Annotated in this window: 11 protein-coding genes; 8 read left to right on the top strand and 3 right to left on the bottom strand. The window is 43.0% G+C overall.

The annotated features are described in order from the left end of the window. The first annotated feature begins 95 nt into the window (after nt 1-95). On the top strand, nt 96-938 hold the full coding sequence (locus RCH20_RS07530) for a Nif3-like dinuclear metal center hexameric protein (RefSeq protein WP_327193140.1): 843 nt from the start codon (nt 96-98) through the stop codon (nt 936-938). 1,154 nt (nt 939-2,092) lie between these two features. Then, nucleotides 2,093-3,283 carry a transglycosylase SLT domain-containing protein gene (locus tag RCH20_RS07525; protein ID WP_209957779.1) on the top strand — a complete coding sequence of 397 codons (1,191 nt, stop codon included), beginning with the start codon at nt 2,093-2,095 and terminating at the stop codon, nt 3,281-3,283. Nucleotides 3,284-3,402: 119 nt separating this feature from the next. On the opposite strand, the gene RCH20_RS07520 is transcribed toward RCH20_RS07525, so the two are convergent. The 3 genes from RCH20_RS07520 to RCH20_RS07510 all read right to left on the bottom strand — a co-directional run bounded on the left by RCH20_RS07520 (nt 3,403) and on the right by RCH20_RS07510 (nt 8,886). Beyond that, the gene (locus RCH20_RS07520; protein WP_327193139.1) at nt 3,403-6,402 is read right to left on the bottom strand and encodes a LysM peptidoglycan-binding domain-containing protein; all 3,000 of its coding nucleotides are present in this window, start codon (nt 6,400-6,402) and stop codon (nt 3,403-3,405) included. 271 nt (nt 6,403-6,673) lie between these two features. Further along, on the bottom strand, nt 6,674-7,168 hold the full coding sequence (locus RCH20_RS07515) for a hypothetical protein (protein WP_209957781.1): 495 nt from the start codon (nt 7,166-7,168) through the stop codon (nt 6,674-6,676). A 512-nt stretch (nt 7,169-7,680) separates the two neighbouring features. Continuing rightward, entirely contained in the window at nt 7,681-8,886 is a 1,206-nt protein-coding gene (locus RCH20_RS07510; RefSeq protein ID WP_442793114.1) for a CNNM domain-containing protein, read from the bottom strand. Between the two features lie 623 nt (nt 8,887-9,509). Between RCH20_RS07510 and yajC the strand changes: the two genes are divergently transcribed. The 6 genes from yajC to RCH20_RS07480 all read left to right on the top strand — a co-directional run bounded on the left by yajC (nt 9,510) and on the right by RCH20_RS07480 (nt 16,406). Beyond that, nucleotides 9,510-9,788, top strand: coding sequence for a preprotein translocase subunit YajC (gene yajC / locus RCH20_RS07505; protein ID WP_209957782.1), 279 nt, complete (start codon nt 9,510-9,512; stop codon nt 9,786-9,788). Nucleotides 9,789-10,328: 540 nt separating this feature from the next. Beyond that, the gene (gene secD, locus RCH20_RS07500; protein WP_209957784.1) at nt 10,329-12,206 is read left to right on the top strand and encodes a protein translocase subunit SecD; all 1,878 of its coding nucleotides are present in this window, start codon (nt 10,329-10,331) and stop codon (nt 12,204-12,206) included. A gap of 291 nt (nt 12,207-12,497) precedes the next feature. After that, nucleotides 12,498-13,505, top strand: coding sequence for a protein translocase subunit SecF (gene secF / locus RCH20_RS07495; protein WP_442793113.1), 1,008 nt, complete (start codon nt 12,498-12,500; stop codon nt 13,503-13,505). A gap of 275 nt (nt 13,506-13,780) precedes the next feature. After that, nucleotides 13,781-15,202: an MATE family efflux transporter gene (locus RCH20_RS07490; RefSeq protein ID WP_327193138.1), complete on the top strand. Its 1,422-nt coding sequence runs from the start codon at nt 13,781-13,783 to the stop codon at nt 15,200-15,202. Between the two features lie 135 nt (nt 15,203-15,337). Beyond that, nucleotides 15,338-16,060 (top strand): AzlC family ABC transporter permease, encoded by a 723-nt coding sequence (locus RCH20_RS07485; protein WP_327193137.1) that lies wholly within the window; start codon nt 15,338-15,340, stop codon nt 16,058-16,060. Next, a complete protein-coding gene (locus RCH20_RS07480; protein ID WP_209957790.1) occupies nt 16,050-16,406 on the top strand; it encodes an AzlD domain-containing protein in 357 nt (118 codons plus the stop codon). The genes RCH20_RS07485 and RCH20_RS07480 overlap by 11 nt, the downstream gene beginning before the upstream one ends. The last annotated feature ends 214 nt before the right edge of the window (nt 16,407-16,620 follow it).

Raw genomic sequence — 16,620 nt, 5'->3', positions numbered from 1 at the left:
AATCGAATCTAAATAATTAAGTTAGATTAATCAAATCACAGTAGTTAATCTCACTTAATTAAACCGACTTAATTAAACCAAAACAGGAAACCATAATGACTACTAAAGACGTCATAACTGAAGAATCCAGCCCTTCCGTAACCGCTCAGACCTTGACACAATTTTGTGACGACTATCTGAGTGCTGCTGCTTTTAAAGACTACGCTCCTAATGGCTTACAAGTGGATGGTGGCCGACCTATACGGCGCATTGTCACTGGCGTTACTGCTTGTGAAGCCTTGATCGATGCGGCGATTACTGATAATGCCGATGCGATCATGGTACATCATGGTTACTTTTGGAAAGGTGAACCTGCCCCTATAGTAGGTATGAAAGGACAACGTATTCGTAAATTGCTGCAGAACGGCATCTCGTTAATCGCTTATCACCTACCCCTTGATGGTCACCCAGTAATTGGTAATAACGTCAAACTTGCAGAGGCGCTAAACATGACCATCACTGAGGCGCTCTATCCTAATGATTCACATCCGGTGGGCAACATCGCAACGTGTGCCCCGCAAACTGCCCATAGTCTAAGCGCTATCATCACCGAAGCATTAGGACGTGCGCCGCTACATATCTCTGGCGACTATAATGCGGCTGATAATACGGCTGATAATAATAGTACCGCTACTCACTCGAAGCGCCTCGAGCGTATTGGGATATGTACGGGCGGCGCGCAAGATATGATCGAACAGGCAGCAGTAATGGGCTGTGATGCTTTTATCTCGGGTGAAATATCAGAACGTACCACTCATATCGCTCGCGAACTTGGTATTGACTACTTTGCCTGCGGTCATCACGCTACAGAACGTGGCGGTATTCGGGCATTAGGTGAGTTAATTGCACAACACTTTAGCGTACCAGTGACTTTTATTGATATTGATAATCCAGCGTAATCAGGAGTTAAAACTATCCCTGCTGCATTATATTAGGGTCTGCGCTCAATTAAGCGAAAGATTTTATACGATTTAATAACAGTATTTTTGATAACAGTATTAAGGCTGCGTTTAGATTCAGCGAGCTAGGATAGAAAATTAATGGATATTTATTAAGTTATTTCGATAGACTTTAGTTGGTTAAAAATTAAGCAAAATATATCTATTTTTGACCGTCTACCACCTAATTGTTAAGTTTTATCACTCTTTTCTTAACTTAACTTGAATACTGCAACTAATACCCGCATATTAGCAACTTGTAAGAGAATGTTTTGTCATGAAACTTCCCATTTATTATAGCTTCCGGTTATAGTGCTAAATGATGCGGTAGTTATTCATATATTCATTACATGATACGGCCTATGATTCTACCTGCAGTTTTCTGAGGCAGGTGGCTATTTATCCGTGTTATGCGTTAGCCTATTTTTGTAAAGGCTACTAGTACTGATGAAAATCTGAGTAACGACTTGCAGTGGTACCCTGTGATGACACCATATATTTAATGATCACTATGTATCCTATATTTAGCGTAGCAATAACAGTATAGAACGATTTTTTGACCTCACTTTCTATTTGAAACGTGACGGTCATAAAATTCATTATTTATCTGTATTGCTAGACGATGGCATATTATTACGTCTTCTACTCTATAAGTTACTTGTAGAGCAGATGGTCGTTAATATGAGCACAGTAGACGTTGATTTAGATTTTTAGTTGGGTTTTACCACTACCATATCAATATTACTGTTTATGCCTATGTCTCAATAACTTATTCATGGCCTTACCTATGTTTAATATAATTTTTACCCTATTTTTGTAGCGAGCTTTGCTAACGAATTGTGTGATTCGTATCTTTGGTTGTGCAGCGTTTAAGTCTTTTTAAATTGACGCTAGCGGATAGGTTGAACCCCATCTTCATATTAGCTATTTGTATCAATAACCAATACAAATAACATTGATAATGGTGGCTTTTATATTTAAGCAAGGTGATATTCACTTTTCCTATTGAGGAGTGAACAGCACTTAAAATGTAAATTTAGCGAATGCTAGCGATATAAGCATTCGTTAATGACTCATTTTACGGTAAGCAGGATGGCTAAAATTAGGAGACATGCATGCAACGTATTACTTATCGTGTCAAAGTATCCGCGCAAGGTGCCAAACGCCGTATTTCTTATTTACTGCATCCTGCTAGACGCTTGCTTAACACCAGAAGTAACCTCGTTCCATCTACTCGTTTTGCCAAGTCTAAGAAATTTATACAAGTATCCGGCATTGCATTACTATCCCTACCCGCTGAGAGTCTCACGACCATGAGCGACCCTGTGCCAGCCTATGATCATGTGATGCTAGAACAGACATTGACTATTGCAGCCGTGCCTGGTGATAGCACCTACTTTGCCACCGATGGCTTCCAACATGGCTTCGGCTATGATTTGTTGCGTAGCTATGCTGATCAGCTTGGGGTAACTATTGACCTAAAAGCCTACGCTAGCGAGGAAGCAGCACTAAGAGCGCTACAATCAGGTAATGCTGATATGGCACTAACCACTGCTAGCACCCAACTAAAAAGTCAATTTGGCCTACCCTCAGTAAATTTAAGCTGTGGTTATGACACCAGCTTGACTAAAAATGGCTTACATCCCAGAGTCAGCTGGACGTTCAACCAAGCAAATGACCCACTGTCAAAAAAAGCCAGCTATTTCTTATGTAACGGCATTAAGCTAGAAGAAACTCAAAAGTTAGCGGCGTTCTACAATCAAAACTTACTCAAAGATGCCTACAGTCAGCAGCATTTTAAAAAGACTATGACTGAAAAACTCCCTGATTATCAGTCTTCTTTTAAAGAGCAAGCGCAATACTACAATCATGATTGGGAATTATTGGTAGCAATGGGTTATCAAGAGTCGCATCTCGATGCCAATGCTGTATCGCCTACAGGAGTGCGCGGTATCATGATGCTCACCAATAATACCGCTAAAGCAATGGGGGTCTCTAACCGTGTTGATCCCGGCCAAAGTATTAGTGGCGGTGCACGTTATTTAGAGCAGATGAAGTCCGACTTTGCAGATGTACCAAAAACAGACCGCATTTGGTTCGCACTCGCCGGCTATAACATGGGGCCGAATGCGGTTAAAGGTATTCAGCGCAAGCTTAGAGCAGACGGGATTGATGATAAGAGCTGGGCAAATATTTATGCCTATCTATCAGAAAATGAGGCGTCAAATAGTCGTTTTGGTCAGGTTATGGACTATGTCAGTAATATTAGAAGTTATCTTGAAACCATGAAAACCGAGATGGTTTAATAGACTCTTTCAAGTAAAAAACTTCAGACAAAAAAGCTGCTCTTTGATAAGAGCAGCTTTTTTTGTGGGATAAGGACAAGTTTAAATCATCAGTTAAAGTAATGGCTATAAAACAGCTATTAGCGGTTCGGTACGGTCAGACGCTGGCCACGCTGTAACATAGTATCGGCTGCAATCTTGTTCATATCAGCCAGCTCTTGGGTTGAAACCCCATATTTACGTGCTAGACCGATCAAGCTATCACCTGAACCTACGGTATAACTGACCGTGACTTTTGGCACTTTAATCGTTTGCCCGCGCTGTAGCTGTGCATTAGGCGCTAGATTATTAGTCGCAGCTAAGTCTTCTACTGAAACCCCTAGACTGCGCGCTAAAGCGATTAAGCCGTCACCTGACTGCACTTTATAGTTTTCTGTATTACTAAGCTTCTTACCACTACTGTTGGTCGCGGTACTGCTAGAGGTATTGCTGCTAGCTGAAACATTCGCGCTACTACCACCAGTTACAGGAATAGTGATGGTACGGCCAAGTATCAAGTTGGACGTGTTACTTAGACCATTGGCTGATGCCAAGTCGCTCAAACCAATATTATATCGATTGGCCACACCTGTTAGGCTATCACCTGGCTGCACTTTATAACTGGTTGGCTGGTTGTTTAATTGACGACTTACTTCTATCTTAGAAACGGGAACTTTAATCGTCTGACCACGTTGTAAACGCGCGTTAGCGTCAAAGCTGCTGTTGACAGCAGCCACTTGCCCCGCACTAACACCGATACTATTGGCAATACCAATTAAAGTATCCCCTGATTTTACTTTATAGTTACTAGTAGGCGTTGAACTGCTGGCACTGGCACTACTACTATTATTACTGCTACTGCTAGGAGCTGTGAAATCTACGCTGGTAGGTACTTTGAGCGTTTGACCCACATATAACGAATCGGTCGTGCCAAGGCTATTGAGACTGGCTAAAGCATCCGTTGAAATATTGAATTGACGTGCTAGTGCAATTAGGCCGTCACCAGATTTTACCTTGTAGTTCTTAGTCGCGGCGGTCGACTTACGGCTAGGTTTTGAAGACGGAGCGGCAGGGGTAACGGCAGGTGCCGTCACTTTACCGGCAATCAACCATAATTTTTGACCTCTTAACAAATCAGCACGGCTACTCAAATTATTGTAGGTTGCCAGCTGGGTCACTGATAAACCAAAGCGATTAGCGGTACCAATAAGAGTATCACCTCCCTGTACCACGTAACTTTCAGGTTGGCTTGCTGTTGTGGCACCAGCACTGCTTAGCGGCTCAATAGTTTTGGCATTGTATAGATATAAGGTACTACCAGATAATAGAGTTGCACTAGCATCTATTTGGTTCCACTCCGTGATATCACGCCAGCTAACACCAGCTCGGCTGGCTATATTAGATAGGGTGTCGCCACGTTTTACCGAATAGGTAGTCCGTGTGCCTTGTGGTTTTGGTTTGCTTGCTGAATTTTTAGCGAAACTAAGCGTTTTCTCTTTACCGCTGGCTTCTAAGATAGATTGCTGCGTCTGAATTGCAGATAGCTTAATATTACCATCGATGGCGCTAATCACGTTGGTTTCAGGGGTTTGTGACTGAATTTGTTGTACGATGAAGTCGCGCTCTTGTTTGCTTAGTGGTGGCTCTTGAACAATGGTGTTATTTTGAGTAATCATTGCTGAAGTCGTTGGTAAGCTATTGCTATTTTTTAGCTCAGCGTTAATCTTATTGGTCTCTTTACTAGTCAGTGGTGGTTCAGTACGGACGGACGCGTTACTACTATAGACCGAGCTGTTGTTAGGCGTGCTGGTTGGGGTAATGTAACTGGTCGTCTGCTGAGGCACACTAGCACTGGCAGCATAATCAGCTAGGCCGCTACCCGTAGTAGGCAATGATGAGCTGCTATAAGGCTTGCTATTGTAGCTAGGAGTCGTTGGGCTTGAATAGCTTGGCGCCGCCGTATTGCTGTTGCTTGAAGCAATAACATTACTGGTGCCATTACCTCTCAATGCGCTTAGCTTGGCATCAACCGTCAAGTTAACGTCATTAGGGATAATGACCCGCTGTGGACCTGATGAGTCAATACGTGATGAAGTTAGAGCTGTATTAAGCTTTTCTAGCTCGTCGTAACTGACCCCTGTCAATTGCGACACTTCAGATAAGCTCACGCCATAGTTGGCCGGCACACTACGAAAATGCTGACGGTTGGCAATCGCTGGCAGATAAACCCCATATTGCTCAGGTTGAGCAACAATTTCAGCAACGGCTAAAAAGCGCGGAACATAATTCATGGTTTCAGTCGGTAGCCTGAGTGACCAGTAATCAGTTGGCAATCCTTGAGCCGCATTGGCATCGATAGCTTTTTGAACACGACCAGGGCCGGCATTATAAGCTGCTAAAGCCAGCTCCCAGCTGCCAAACTGATTGTGTAATGCGGTCAAGAAGTCGTATGCTGCGCGGGTGGACTCGATAACGTCACGGCGACCGTCATAGCTGCTACTTTGGTTCAAACCGTAAATACGGCCCGTGCTCGGAATAAATTGCCATAAACCTGCCGCAGCAGCACTACTCGTGCCACTAGGGTCATACGAGCTCTCAATAACGGGTAACAAGGCCAACTCAGTAGGGATATTGCGACGTTCCGCTTCACGTACGGTATGGTATAGGTAACGGCTGGCACGCGCAGTCAAACGGTTTAGATAATCCTGACGGCTGGTAAACCAGCTTTTTTGTCCTTCAATACGCTGATTATAAACCGCTTTACTACCATTCATTTGATAGCCAGCCCGCAAGCGACTCCACAAGTCTCCGTATTGCTGGATGGCAAGTCTATTGTCTTCAACCATGGTCATATCACTGGCTTCTAATAAATCTGCCAGCTCATCTAAGCTATCAGCATCTAAATACGCAGTTGAATAGTCAGCGCTAGTGATTGGTTTTACCGCAGTAGCAGGGCGCTTAGTGACCACGGGCGCGCTATTGGTTGCACCAGTACTTTTCACTGTTGAGGTATTACTACAAGCACTGAGGAGCAGAGCTGACACCGCAAGCGTCAGTGGCAAAGCGATAAATGAGCGAGAAGTTGATGACACAGTAGACATGATAATAGGAGCTTCCTAACAACAAGAATAGATGGAAATAAAATTAATTGACAGTATAGTATGCAACGTAAAGCAAAGACCAGTGTAATATAAAAGATAACAGACAAAACGTAAGCGATTGTCTTAAGGCTTAAAACTAACACTATAAATGCTGGCTATATAAACCGGAGTACTAGAAAGACTAGTCGGTTGGAGTAATGCTACTAGGGCGTATCCTTCTTGTCTTTTATTATTCACTCGTTATCTTTTATTATTCACTCGTTGTTTTTTATTATTCAATAGTCACTTGCGATACTGCACGTAACAGTACTGCATTACCAGTTGGTGAGGTCAGCGTCACTCGTGAGGTCGTCACAAATGAAACATTTCTCCCCTCTTTTACCCAGCTTTCGTTTGTCGTTACATTGGCTTTGGCCTGCACTCCAGTAATGACAATGTTATCGATAGTGATATCGTAGCGATAGTTCGACGTTTGATTCCAGCTATTTTGCAATAACTTTAAGTAGGCATCTTTGTCTAAGCTAGTAGACTTGCCTTTTCTTGATAATGAAATAAGCGCATCATCAGAAACTAAGCTTGCCACTTGGCTAATATTTTGGCTGTTGGCCGCTGACTTCATAGCCGTTGCATAGCTTTGTACCGCGCCTTGGGTCATCGGTGCCGCTTGAGCACTGATGCTGGCGGTACTTGCTATCGCCACTACAGCGGTCGCGCTAGCAGACTTAATAAACAGAGCCAACAGCCCTTTTTCCCATAGTCGTTTCATCATATTCCTTAGTCGAATAGGCCTTAGCGAGATCATACTCGTAATTGTAGTTAATCAAGGATTTTCTTTTATTTGAGATTTGATTGACGTTACTGGTGTTCAAATAACGCTTTTTTAAATTGCTTAGAGATCTATTTATTTTTTAGTCGAGTAGTTTTGATTAATGCTTGTAATTAGTATTTGCACAAGCGACGGTGTTTGTACCATGATTCTGAGTGCCTATATATTGCTGATTGACTATATTTTAATGTCTATGCCAGCATACTGCAGCACTAGAAATTAATTTGTTACAATTTAGAGCTTCAGACTATCATCAAATCCTCACAGCTGTGTGACGGCATGTGTCGTTCTTGCATATATTATGAGGTAAATATCATTGGCAACAGCCAGCGTTTCATCTTCTACTGGCCACTGCTTTTGTTGTCTCACTCATAATAATACTATTGTTAGATTAGGTTTGAGTGAAGCTCTAGTTGGTGCGGTCGCTTTGGAGTTTGACCTCAAAGTTTAGTTTAAGTATTACCATTGTCATATTCTTCGTCGTCACTAAGCTTCATACCTAGACGCTCTACGCGCCTATCCATCATTTGCCGTGCCAGCGCCTGCATGTCCTCTACGCGGTCTATTTCATCGACAATTTCAAGACCTAACAAGGTTTCAAGCACATCCTCTAAGGTAACCAGCCCTTTTACTTCACCGTACTCGCCAACGGTAACAGCGATATGAATCCGATTTTTTAGCATCAAGTCTAATAAATCAAACAGCTTCATTTTTGAGAATACATAAGTAATCTCCCGCTGAAACTGAATCAGTGGCTTATGCATAGCATGATTGACCTTCGCTAATAGCATATCGGTTTTTAATACAAAGCCCGTGATATTATCGAGATCGCCATCATAAATTGGCAATCGCGAAAAGGTTAATTTGGGTCGATCTGCCATCACATCAGCGATAGTCTTGGTCTGCTCAAACGCCAGCATTACAGAGCGTGGGGTCATAATATCTTCAACCTTAATCGCGCCAAACGCTAATAAGTTACGAATAATGCGCGCCTCTAGCGGATCGATGTGTCCTGCTTCCTCACCGATACTGGCCAAGGCAGAAAACTCACGGCGACTAAAGACATCAGCTTCTTTACCGCGCACCAAGAATTTAGTCAGGCGCTCAGACAACCAGATGATAGGATATAAAAGAATAATAATACCGCGTACAAAATAGGTCACCAAACCGCTCAATTGCCGCCAATACATTGTCCCTAGTGTTTTTGGGATAATCTCTGAGAATATCAAAATGGCAAAAGTCATAACCGCAGAGAACACCCCAAACCAAGCACTACCGAAGACGATAGTTGCCTGCGCACCTGCACCAATAGAGCCTAAGGTGTGAGCCATGGTATTCAAGGTCAAAATAGCGGCTAGCGACTGATCGATATTATCGACTTTTAGGCGTTTTAGCATATTCGCTTTTTTGGGATTATTTTCCTGGACGTCAGCGATATATGACGGGGTCATGGTCAGTAATGCGGCTTCTGCCAATGAGCAGATAAATGAAATCCCAATGGCGATCAAAACGAACAACAACAGGAATAATACGTTAGCTGTCGTCGGCTCTGCTAGAGTTTCAACTGCCAGTGCAGGATGAGGCAACATCATCAATAATATTGCCAACAGTAAAGTTGCAGATACTCCTATAACGCCAAAACGGGCGTGATATCGCATCGCCGGGGGAGGTTTAGCAGACGCTTCTTTACGATAAGCGCGTGGACGACACAAACGTGGTGTAAACAAAAAAGTGGGGAACAAGTTGGGTAACCTAAACAAAGAGAGAAAACGAAAAAGGATAAAATACGGGACAAGCAATTACTTTACATACAATAAAAAAACTACTATCTAATATAATAATGTTATTGGATATCACTAAGCAATTTTTGTTAAATTTAACAGTAATAAGTGCAGCAATTTGATATTAGCATTGATACTAAGGTTTAACAATAATTTGTCATGCTATCTACTTTTTTTGAGTAAAACAATCTACTATAGAAAGATAGTAGCAAAGTGAGTATGGCTACTAACATTATTGCAGTCTATCACCATAATCAGTGCCTTTCATTAGTGCCTTTGATATCAATGTACAAATCTAATAGCTGTCTGCTAAGGTGTTTTTACATAGTGATCTTATTGCTTTTAGCCACCCAAAAGGATTGTCCTGATAGGTATCGGCTGATAGTATGCCGGTCTGTCAAGAAAAATACGCTCATCCCATGATTAACAGTTACCAAGTATGGGATTTTTTGTTACTATGCGTCTAATTTTATTATTGTCTATTATTCATTGAGAGAGATATGGAACAATTTGGTCAAATCTTATTACCAGTAGCATTTTTTGCCATTTTTTACTTTTTGGTGATCCGTCCACAATCTAAACGTACTAAAGAACATCGCGCGATGGTCAGTTCTTTGACGGTTGGCAGTGAAGTAATCTTTGCCGGCGGTTTGATGGGTCGTATCAAAGACCTTGAAGAGGTCTATGCTGTTGTTAGCTTAAACAATAATACCGATGTTAAGGTACAGCGCGCGTCTGTGATTTCAGTATTGCCTAAAGGCACTATTGAGAGCGTATAAGTAACCGCGATAATGACTTATGGTCGTTATTAATGATTATGATTGCAGTTGTTGATAGTAATAATTGATCACGATCAGATTTGATTGCTATCAGACTGCTATTAAAATCGTTGTATTTATCTATTATCATCGTATTTATAAAAATGACCGTTCATTGTTTACGGTCATTTTCCGCTGTTAGTCAGTCAAATAAAGCGGCAGCACAGCCGGACAAGCTTCAAATAGCAGACTTATCGCTATACATTGTGACCTTAGAAATAGCCTAATTTATCGTTTTAAAGGCTGTATAACCTTTAATAAAATGTTTAAAGATAAATTAAATAGTTATATTGGGAAGCGATATCGCTTTACACCCTATAGTATTTTATACGCTACCGTTCTACGCTCTATTATCATAGCGGATGGTCGCGATGGTGGACAATTGCAAATGATAAAGGTGCCAAATGCTAAACATGGCAGTTACCCATTGCAATCGCTAACATTCCATCTGCTGACTTGTGGCCTGTGTCGCCAGTACTTTATCAACTTAAAGAAGTGATTATGCAATATCCCGCTTGGAAATACGTACTCATTGCCATCGTGCTGGTCGTTGCCGGTCTGTATGCTGCACCCAACCTCTATCCTGATGAGCCTGCGGTGCAGGTTACCAGTGCAGCGGCAGGTACTCAGCTGTCTGAAGATCTCTTGATCCGGTCACAAACCTTACTACAAGAGGCTGGTGTGGACTCTCATGACGGCACTTTTGAGGGCAATAGTGCGCTAGTGCGTCTCGATAACCCAGTAGCTCAGCTCAAAGCACAAGAAGTGTTGAGGCAGAACTTGGGTGACGATTATGTGGTGGCGCTTAGCTTAGCGCAGACTACACCGCAGTGGCTGCGTGATATTGGTGCTAAACCGATGAAGCTAGGTCTTGATCTACGCGGTGGCGTACGCTTCGTACTTGAAGTGGATATGAATAAAGCACTTGAGCAGCGTTTGACGAGTGCCAGTCGCGATGTGCGTCGTGACCTACGTGCTGAGCGTGTCGTTATTAAGGGCATTAAAACGGAAGCTCAAGGTATCGTGCTGCATTTTGCTGATACTGACAGTCGTAACCGCGCTCAAAATATCTTGCAAGGATCAGCGGGTAATGATTTCAACCTACAATCCTCTATTGATAACCAAGGCCCTGCCCTGATTATGTCGTATAACGATGCGACCTTAGATGAAATTAATAGCTACGCAGTCAACCAAAACTTGAACACTCTACGTAACCGAATTAGTGAACTTGGCGTTGCAGAAGCGTTGGTGCAGTCACAAGGTTCTAATCGTATCGTTGTTGAGCTGCCTGGTGTGCAGGATACTGCTGAGGCCAAGCGAGTACTTGGTCGTACCGCAAACCTTGAGTTTCGAATGGTCGCCCAAGACAGCGAAAACTTCATGGGTGGTATTCCACCTGCTGGTACTGAAGCCTTCCCGTTTAGAACGCTTGATGGTCCGCCAGTATTGTTAGATCGCCAAGCTATTGTCACCGGTGACAAGGTCACTAACGCTCAGTCTAGCCTTGATGAAAGTGGTCGTCCTGAAGTAAATATTACCTTGGACAGCGCGGGCGGTAAACTGATGCAAAATGCCACGCGTACCGCAGTTGGTGAGCAAATGGCAGTATTGTTCATTGAAAATAAGCAAAAAATCACCTATGAGGAAGACCCCGCTACTGGTGAGACTATTGAAATACGTACACCTTATGCTGAAACTAAAGTCATTAACCGTGCCAACATTCAAGCGGTACTCGGTTCGTCATTCCGTATCACTGGCTTAGACAGCAATGCTGAATCCGCTGAGCTGGCATTATTACTACGTTCAGGGGCACTGGCAGCTCCAATGTATTTCGTTGAAGAACGTACGATTGGTCCGTCACTGGGCCAAGAAAATATTGATAAAGGCTTGTTTTCAACTCAAGTCGGCTATCTATTAGTATTCGCCTTTATGATTGTCTTTTATCGTCTGTTTGGTTTGATTGCCAACGTCGCATTAGCGATTAACGTTATTATCATAATGGCGATTATGTCTATTATAGGCTCATCGCTGACGCTACCTGGTATCGCCGGTATTGTATTGACCATTGGTATGGCGGTAGATGCCAACGTACTCATATTTGAACGCATACGTGAAGAGCTGGCAAATGGGGTCCGACCCAAATCTGCTATTACGGCAGGTTTTGATCGGGCCTTTAGTAGTGTTTTCGATGCTAACATCACTACATTATTAGTGGCCTTTATTCTATTTGCTATCGGCACCGGCCCTATTAAAGGCTTTGCAATTACTTTAGCAATCGGTATTGTCAGCTCGTTATTTACAGCGCTTTTAGTCACACGCGCGCTGGTACAAATTGCTTACGGTAAGCGTAAATCTATCAAACGTTTGAGCATCGGTTAGGAGAAAACTATGGCGATTGAACAGAAAAATCCCCCAAGAAAAGAAAATACGCCAACTTCTACTGGTTCAGGTGGTGGCTCAGACGGTAACCCGAAAGACCCAAATGATAAAACCAATCGCCGCCGTAATAAACCACGCCGCGACGGTAAAGGCAGCAACAACCAGACCAAAGGCTCAACTAAGCAAGCATCACTAAGCAAAAAAGATAAGGCTCGCCGCAGTGGCCAAGGCAGTCAAGCGCTAACAACCCAAATGCCCGATTCTGAGGTCGATCTAGACCCTAATGAGTCGATGAATAACGCGGCTGATGATGCGGCGGCAAAAGCGGAAGGTGGTATTAAAGCCATTGGCAATCAGCGCATTATTCCTTTTATGAACATAGAAAAGCCAATGGCTATTCTATCTATTTTGCTAATAATCGGTAGTATTATTGCCATCGCCGTTAATGGTCTTAATTTAGGTCTTGATTTTACTGGTGGGGTATCTACAGATGTGCGCTACGAGCAACCTGCTGAGCAAACTGAAGTGGTTAAAGCCTTAGCAGATAATGGCTTTGACAATGCTGTCGTACAGTATCTCGGTACGCGTCAAGAGCTATTAGTGCGCTTGCCACCGCAATCAGATAATATTAATGGGCTTAATCTTTCACTCGGCAAAGCCTTAAATTTACCCAACAACAAAGCTGAAATTAGTAATGTTAATATTATTGGTAGCCAAGTCGGTAACGAAGTATACTTAAACTCAGTAATGGCCGTGGCCTTAGCACTCGTCTCTATGCTGGGCTATGTTGCTCTGCGCTTCCAATTTAAGCTAGCGGTGGGTGCAGTAGCAGCCTTGTTCCATGATGCCATTGTAACAGTTGGAGTGTTTGCCCTGTTCGGCTTCCCATTCGACTTAACAGTTTTGGCGGCCGTACTCGCGCTCATCGGTTATTCATTGAACGATACTATCGTGGTCTATGACCGCATCCGTGAAAACTTTCGCCGTGTGCGTGGTGTAACCCCCCGCCAAACCATCGACTTGTCATTAACGGAAACCTTGCGTCGTACCATTATGACTATCTCAACAGTGATGTTGGTAGTGTTGGCTATGATGTTCTTAGGTGGTGATGGCTTATATTGGTTCGCTGTGGCCCTGTTTATTGGTCTAATCGCAGGTACTTACTCGTCAATCTATATTTCAAGCTCTATCCCCTTAGCTATGGGGCTGTCACGTGACGATTTTGTTGTGAAGGTTAAGCCTGAGTTTGAAGAAGAGATTGTTACTTTTAATGACCCAAAAATGTTCGAACAAGACTAATATTTTAAGATTAATGTTTCAAAACTAATGTTTCAAAGCTAACATGCCAAGATAAGCATTTCACGAAGAAGTTGCTTCGAGTGGCTATAAAAAAGTGTAAAACAAAAGCACCTAACCCAATAGGTGCTTTTGTTTTTATACTATTTTTACTTTATAAGTTGTATGCTTTATAAGTCTTATATTTTGTTAAGCTTTAACCATCGAGCTATCTTCCCTGTAACCACATGATGTAGTAGCAGGCATATTCCCTATGTTTCCGCATAAGCGACTGTTTTATGTCTTCTACTACGCCGCTAAGTACCCTGCCACCGATTGATACTCGCTACACGCGCATTATCGCTATTGCCTTGCCGGTGTTATTGGCTAATTTAGCCATGCCACTACAAAGCGTTATTGACACCGCAATTGTGGGCAATATGAATGATACTGCCAAGTTGGCTGGTATGGGTTTGGCAATACAGCTATTGTCTTTATTGTTGGTTAGCTTTAACTTTTTGCAATACGCTTCATCCGGTCTGTCCGCACAGGCACTAGGGCAACTTGCTAATCATGATCAGGCATCGACAAGCAGTACTGCAAGTGATAAGCCGCAGATGCAATCACCCCTACTGTCTATTTTACAGCGGGCATTGCTATTGGCTTTTATCATCGGTGCAGTACTACTACTGGCAAAACCGTGGCTCATTGATTTTGGTTTACAGGCGTTATCAGCCAACCCTGAAAGCGGCGTTGCTGCAAAGACCTATCTAGATGTACGGTTTTGGGGCGTGATAGCTGAGCTAATGAACTTTGCATTTATTGGCTGGTTTGCCGGACAAGGCAAGACCCGTTATATGCTCTATCAACAGGGGTTTATTGCGCTACTTAATATTATCCTAACCGTATTTTTTGTCTACGGTATGCAAATGGGCCTGGTAGGCGTGGCATTAGGAACGGCTATTGCCTTCTGGTTGGGGGTTGTATTGGCGTTATGGCTGAGTCGTCGTCACTTACAATTGTCTTGGCAAGCGTTCTTTACTGCGGATCCACAGCATTTCGCCAAAGAAAAAATGCTGAGGCTATTCTCACTTAATAAAGATATTTTTATTCGCACATTAATATTGACCTTAAGCTTTGCTTGGATAACCCGTTTGTCCGCTCAAAGTGGCGATTTGATACTGGCGGCCAACGCCATTTTATTACAGGTATTAAGCATTTCAGCCTTTGCCCTCGATGGTGTGGCAGTATCAGCAGAGACCTTAAGTGGTCAGGCAGCAGGACGCCGTGATTGGGCGCGTTTTCGTATTATTGTCAAGCGCACTGGTGTGGTCAGCTACGGCCTTGCTTTAATGCTGAGCGCCATATGGTGGCTGGTAATGCCCACCTACTTACAGCTGATGACTAATATTGAGCCAGTATTTACCTTGGCTTATGAGTATCATATTTACGCGATACTGCTACCCCTAGTTGGGGTCGGGGCTTACTGGCTCGATGGAATATTTTTTGGTTTAACTGCAGGAAGTATAATCCGTAACGCCGCTCTAATATTAGCCGTGGTCTTTTTCCCACTCAGTTGGCTACTATACCAGCAATGGGCTATGACCGGCATTTGGCTCAGTGTCTGGTGCTTATTACTGCTACGATTCATTATTCTGAGTGGTTTTTTATACCGGGCGCACCTTACTGGTAGCTACGAAAAGCTACGGCCTAGTTTATGAAGCCTGTCCTAATTAAATAACCTGACTTCAAGCACTAGTGTTATCGAGCCAGTAAAATCACTATTCATTTAAAAAATAGTACTCTCATAAATGCAGACGAGTTAGACAACCAAGATAGACAATTTAGGACCTCATGTGACCACTCAATCTAAGCAACTACCGCAACCGACCTACCAGTGGGCTGCGGGCTTCAAAAAAAGCATTCCGGTAGCAATGGGCTATTTACCGGCAGGGATCGCCTTTGGGGTACTCGCACAAGTCGCTGGTGTGCCAATATGGGCGACTATCATGCTCAGCGTCGTATTATATGCGGGTGCTGCTCAATATGCTTGCTTGCCTATGCTAAGTGCTGGATTACCGATTGGTAGTATCGCTACTAATATCGCTGCTATTAATTTACGTCATGTGTTTTATGGCGTACCCTTGTTGCAATACTTGCCAACCAACAAGCTTGCCAAAACCTATTGTTTATTCGCGCTCACTGATGAGACCTTTTCGGTCATGACCAGTTTACCTACTGAAACACGGCAAGCGCTAATACTGCCGGTGAGTTTATTCAACCAAAGTTGGTGGGTATTGGCAAGCGCCCTTGGCGTAATGATAGGTAGTACCCTCAATGATCTCGTACCAAACTTAGATTTTGCCTTGATTTGTCTGTTTGTAATTTTAGCTTATGAGCAGTTCCAAAATATCAAACGTTATTTCCCCATTGGTATTGCTGTTATTGGTTTGGTTATTGCCTCGCTATTTACTAATAATTGGTTATTGCTGGTCGCTATTGCGGTTTGCATGGTGCTGATTTTGATGCGTGCATTTTGGATACAGCAGACCGTAACAGGAGACTCTAATGACCAGTAGCTACCTGATTGCCGCCACCTTTGCGATGGCAGGAGTCACCTTCATCACCCGTGCTATTCCAGCCCTGATACCACAAAAAATGCTCGATAAGCCCTGGTTACATCGTCTTAACGAGAGTTTACCGCTATCGGTTTTGGTATTATTAATTTTAACCAGCCTTGCCTATCAAGATCTATCGCTAACCACCGGTTTAAGTAGTACGGAGCTGCATTTATTATTGGCGCAAATGGGTGCCTTGCTGTTGGTATTATTCATTTACCATGTCAGTCGTCAGCTACTAGTCAGCATGGTGGTTGGTATTGCCGCTATTAATGGGCTGCTTTGGTTATTTAGTTATGTCTTGTAAAGGGGCTATGTAAAAAGGCTATGTAAAAATATTTTGTCATAGAATAATCGCAAAAAAAGGCTAAATCCCCTAGAGAATTCAGCCTTTTTTATTTAACTTTTTATTGAATTTTTTTTATTCTTAGATTAACACGTGAAGTGCAATTTCAAACAGCAGGTGAAAAAGAGGCCTAGATGCGCTAGCATCAAGGTTACTATCCACCGCCAAAGTGAGA

The organism is Psychrobacter sp. PL15 (assembly GCF_035984995.1).
Lineage (GTDB): Bacteria > Pseudomonadota > Gammaproteobacteria > Pseudomonadales > Moraxellaceae > Psychrobacter.
The sequence above is the reverse complement of the archived record's forward strand: the minus strand, read 5'-3'. Positions and strand labels throughout refer to the sequence as shown.

Coding starts and splice junctions, on each gene's coding strand:
- RCH20_RS07530 (WP_327193140.1), top strand. CDS start 96: ATGACTACTAAAGACGTCATAACTGAAGAATCCAGCCCTTCCGTAACC.
- secD (WP_209957784.1), top strand. CDS start 10,329: ATGCAATATCCCGCTTGGAAATACGTACTCATTGCCATCGTGCTGGTC.
- secF (WP_442793113.1), top strand. CDS start 12,498: ATGAATAACGCGGCTGATGATGCGGCGGCAAAAGCGGAAGGTGGTATT.
- RCH20_RS07490 (WP_327193138.1), top strand. CDS start 13,781: ATGTCTTCTACTACGCCGCTAAGTACCCTGCCACCGATTGATACTCGC.
- RCH20_RS07510 (WP_442793114.1), bottom strand. CDS start 8,886: ATGCGATATCACGCCCGTTTTGGCGTTATAGGAGTATCTGCAACTTTA.
- RCH20_RS07525 (WP_209957779.1), top strand. CDS start 2,093: ATGCAACGTATTACTTATCGTGTCAAAGTATCCGCGCAAGGTGCCAAA.
- RCH20_RS07520 (WP_327193139.1), bottom strand. CDS start 6,402: ATGTCTACTGTGTCATCAACTTCTCGCTCATTTATCGCTTTGCCACTG.
- yajC (WP_209957782.1), top strand. CDS start 9,510: ATGGAACAATTTGGTCAAATCTTATTACCAGTAGCATTTTTTGCCATT.
- RCH20_RS07480 (WP_209957790.1), top strand. CDS start 16,050: ATGACCAGTAGCTACCTGATTGCCGCCACCTTTGCGATGGCAGGAGTC.
- RCH20_RS07515 (WP_209957781.1), bottom strand. CDS start 7,168: ATGAAACGACTATGGGAAAAAGGGCTGTTGGCTCTGTTTATTAAGTCT.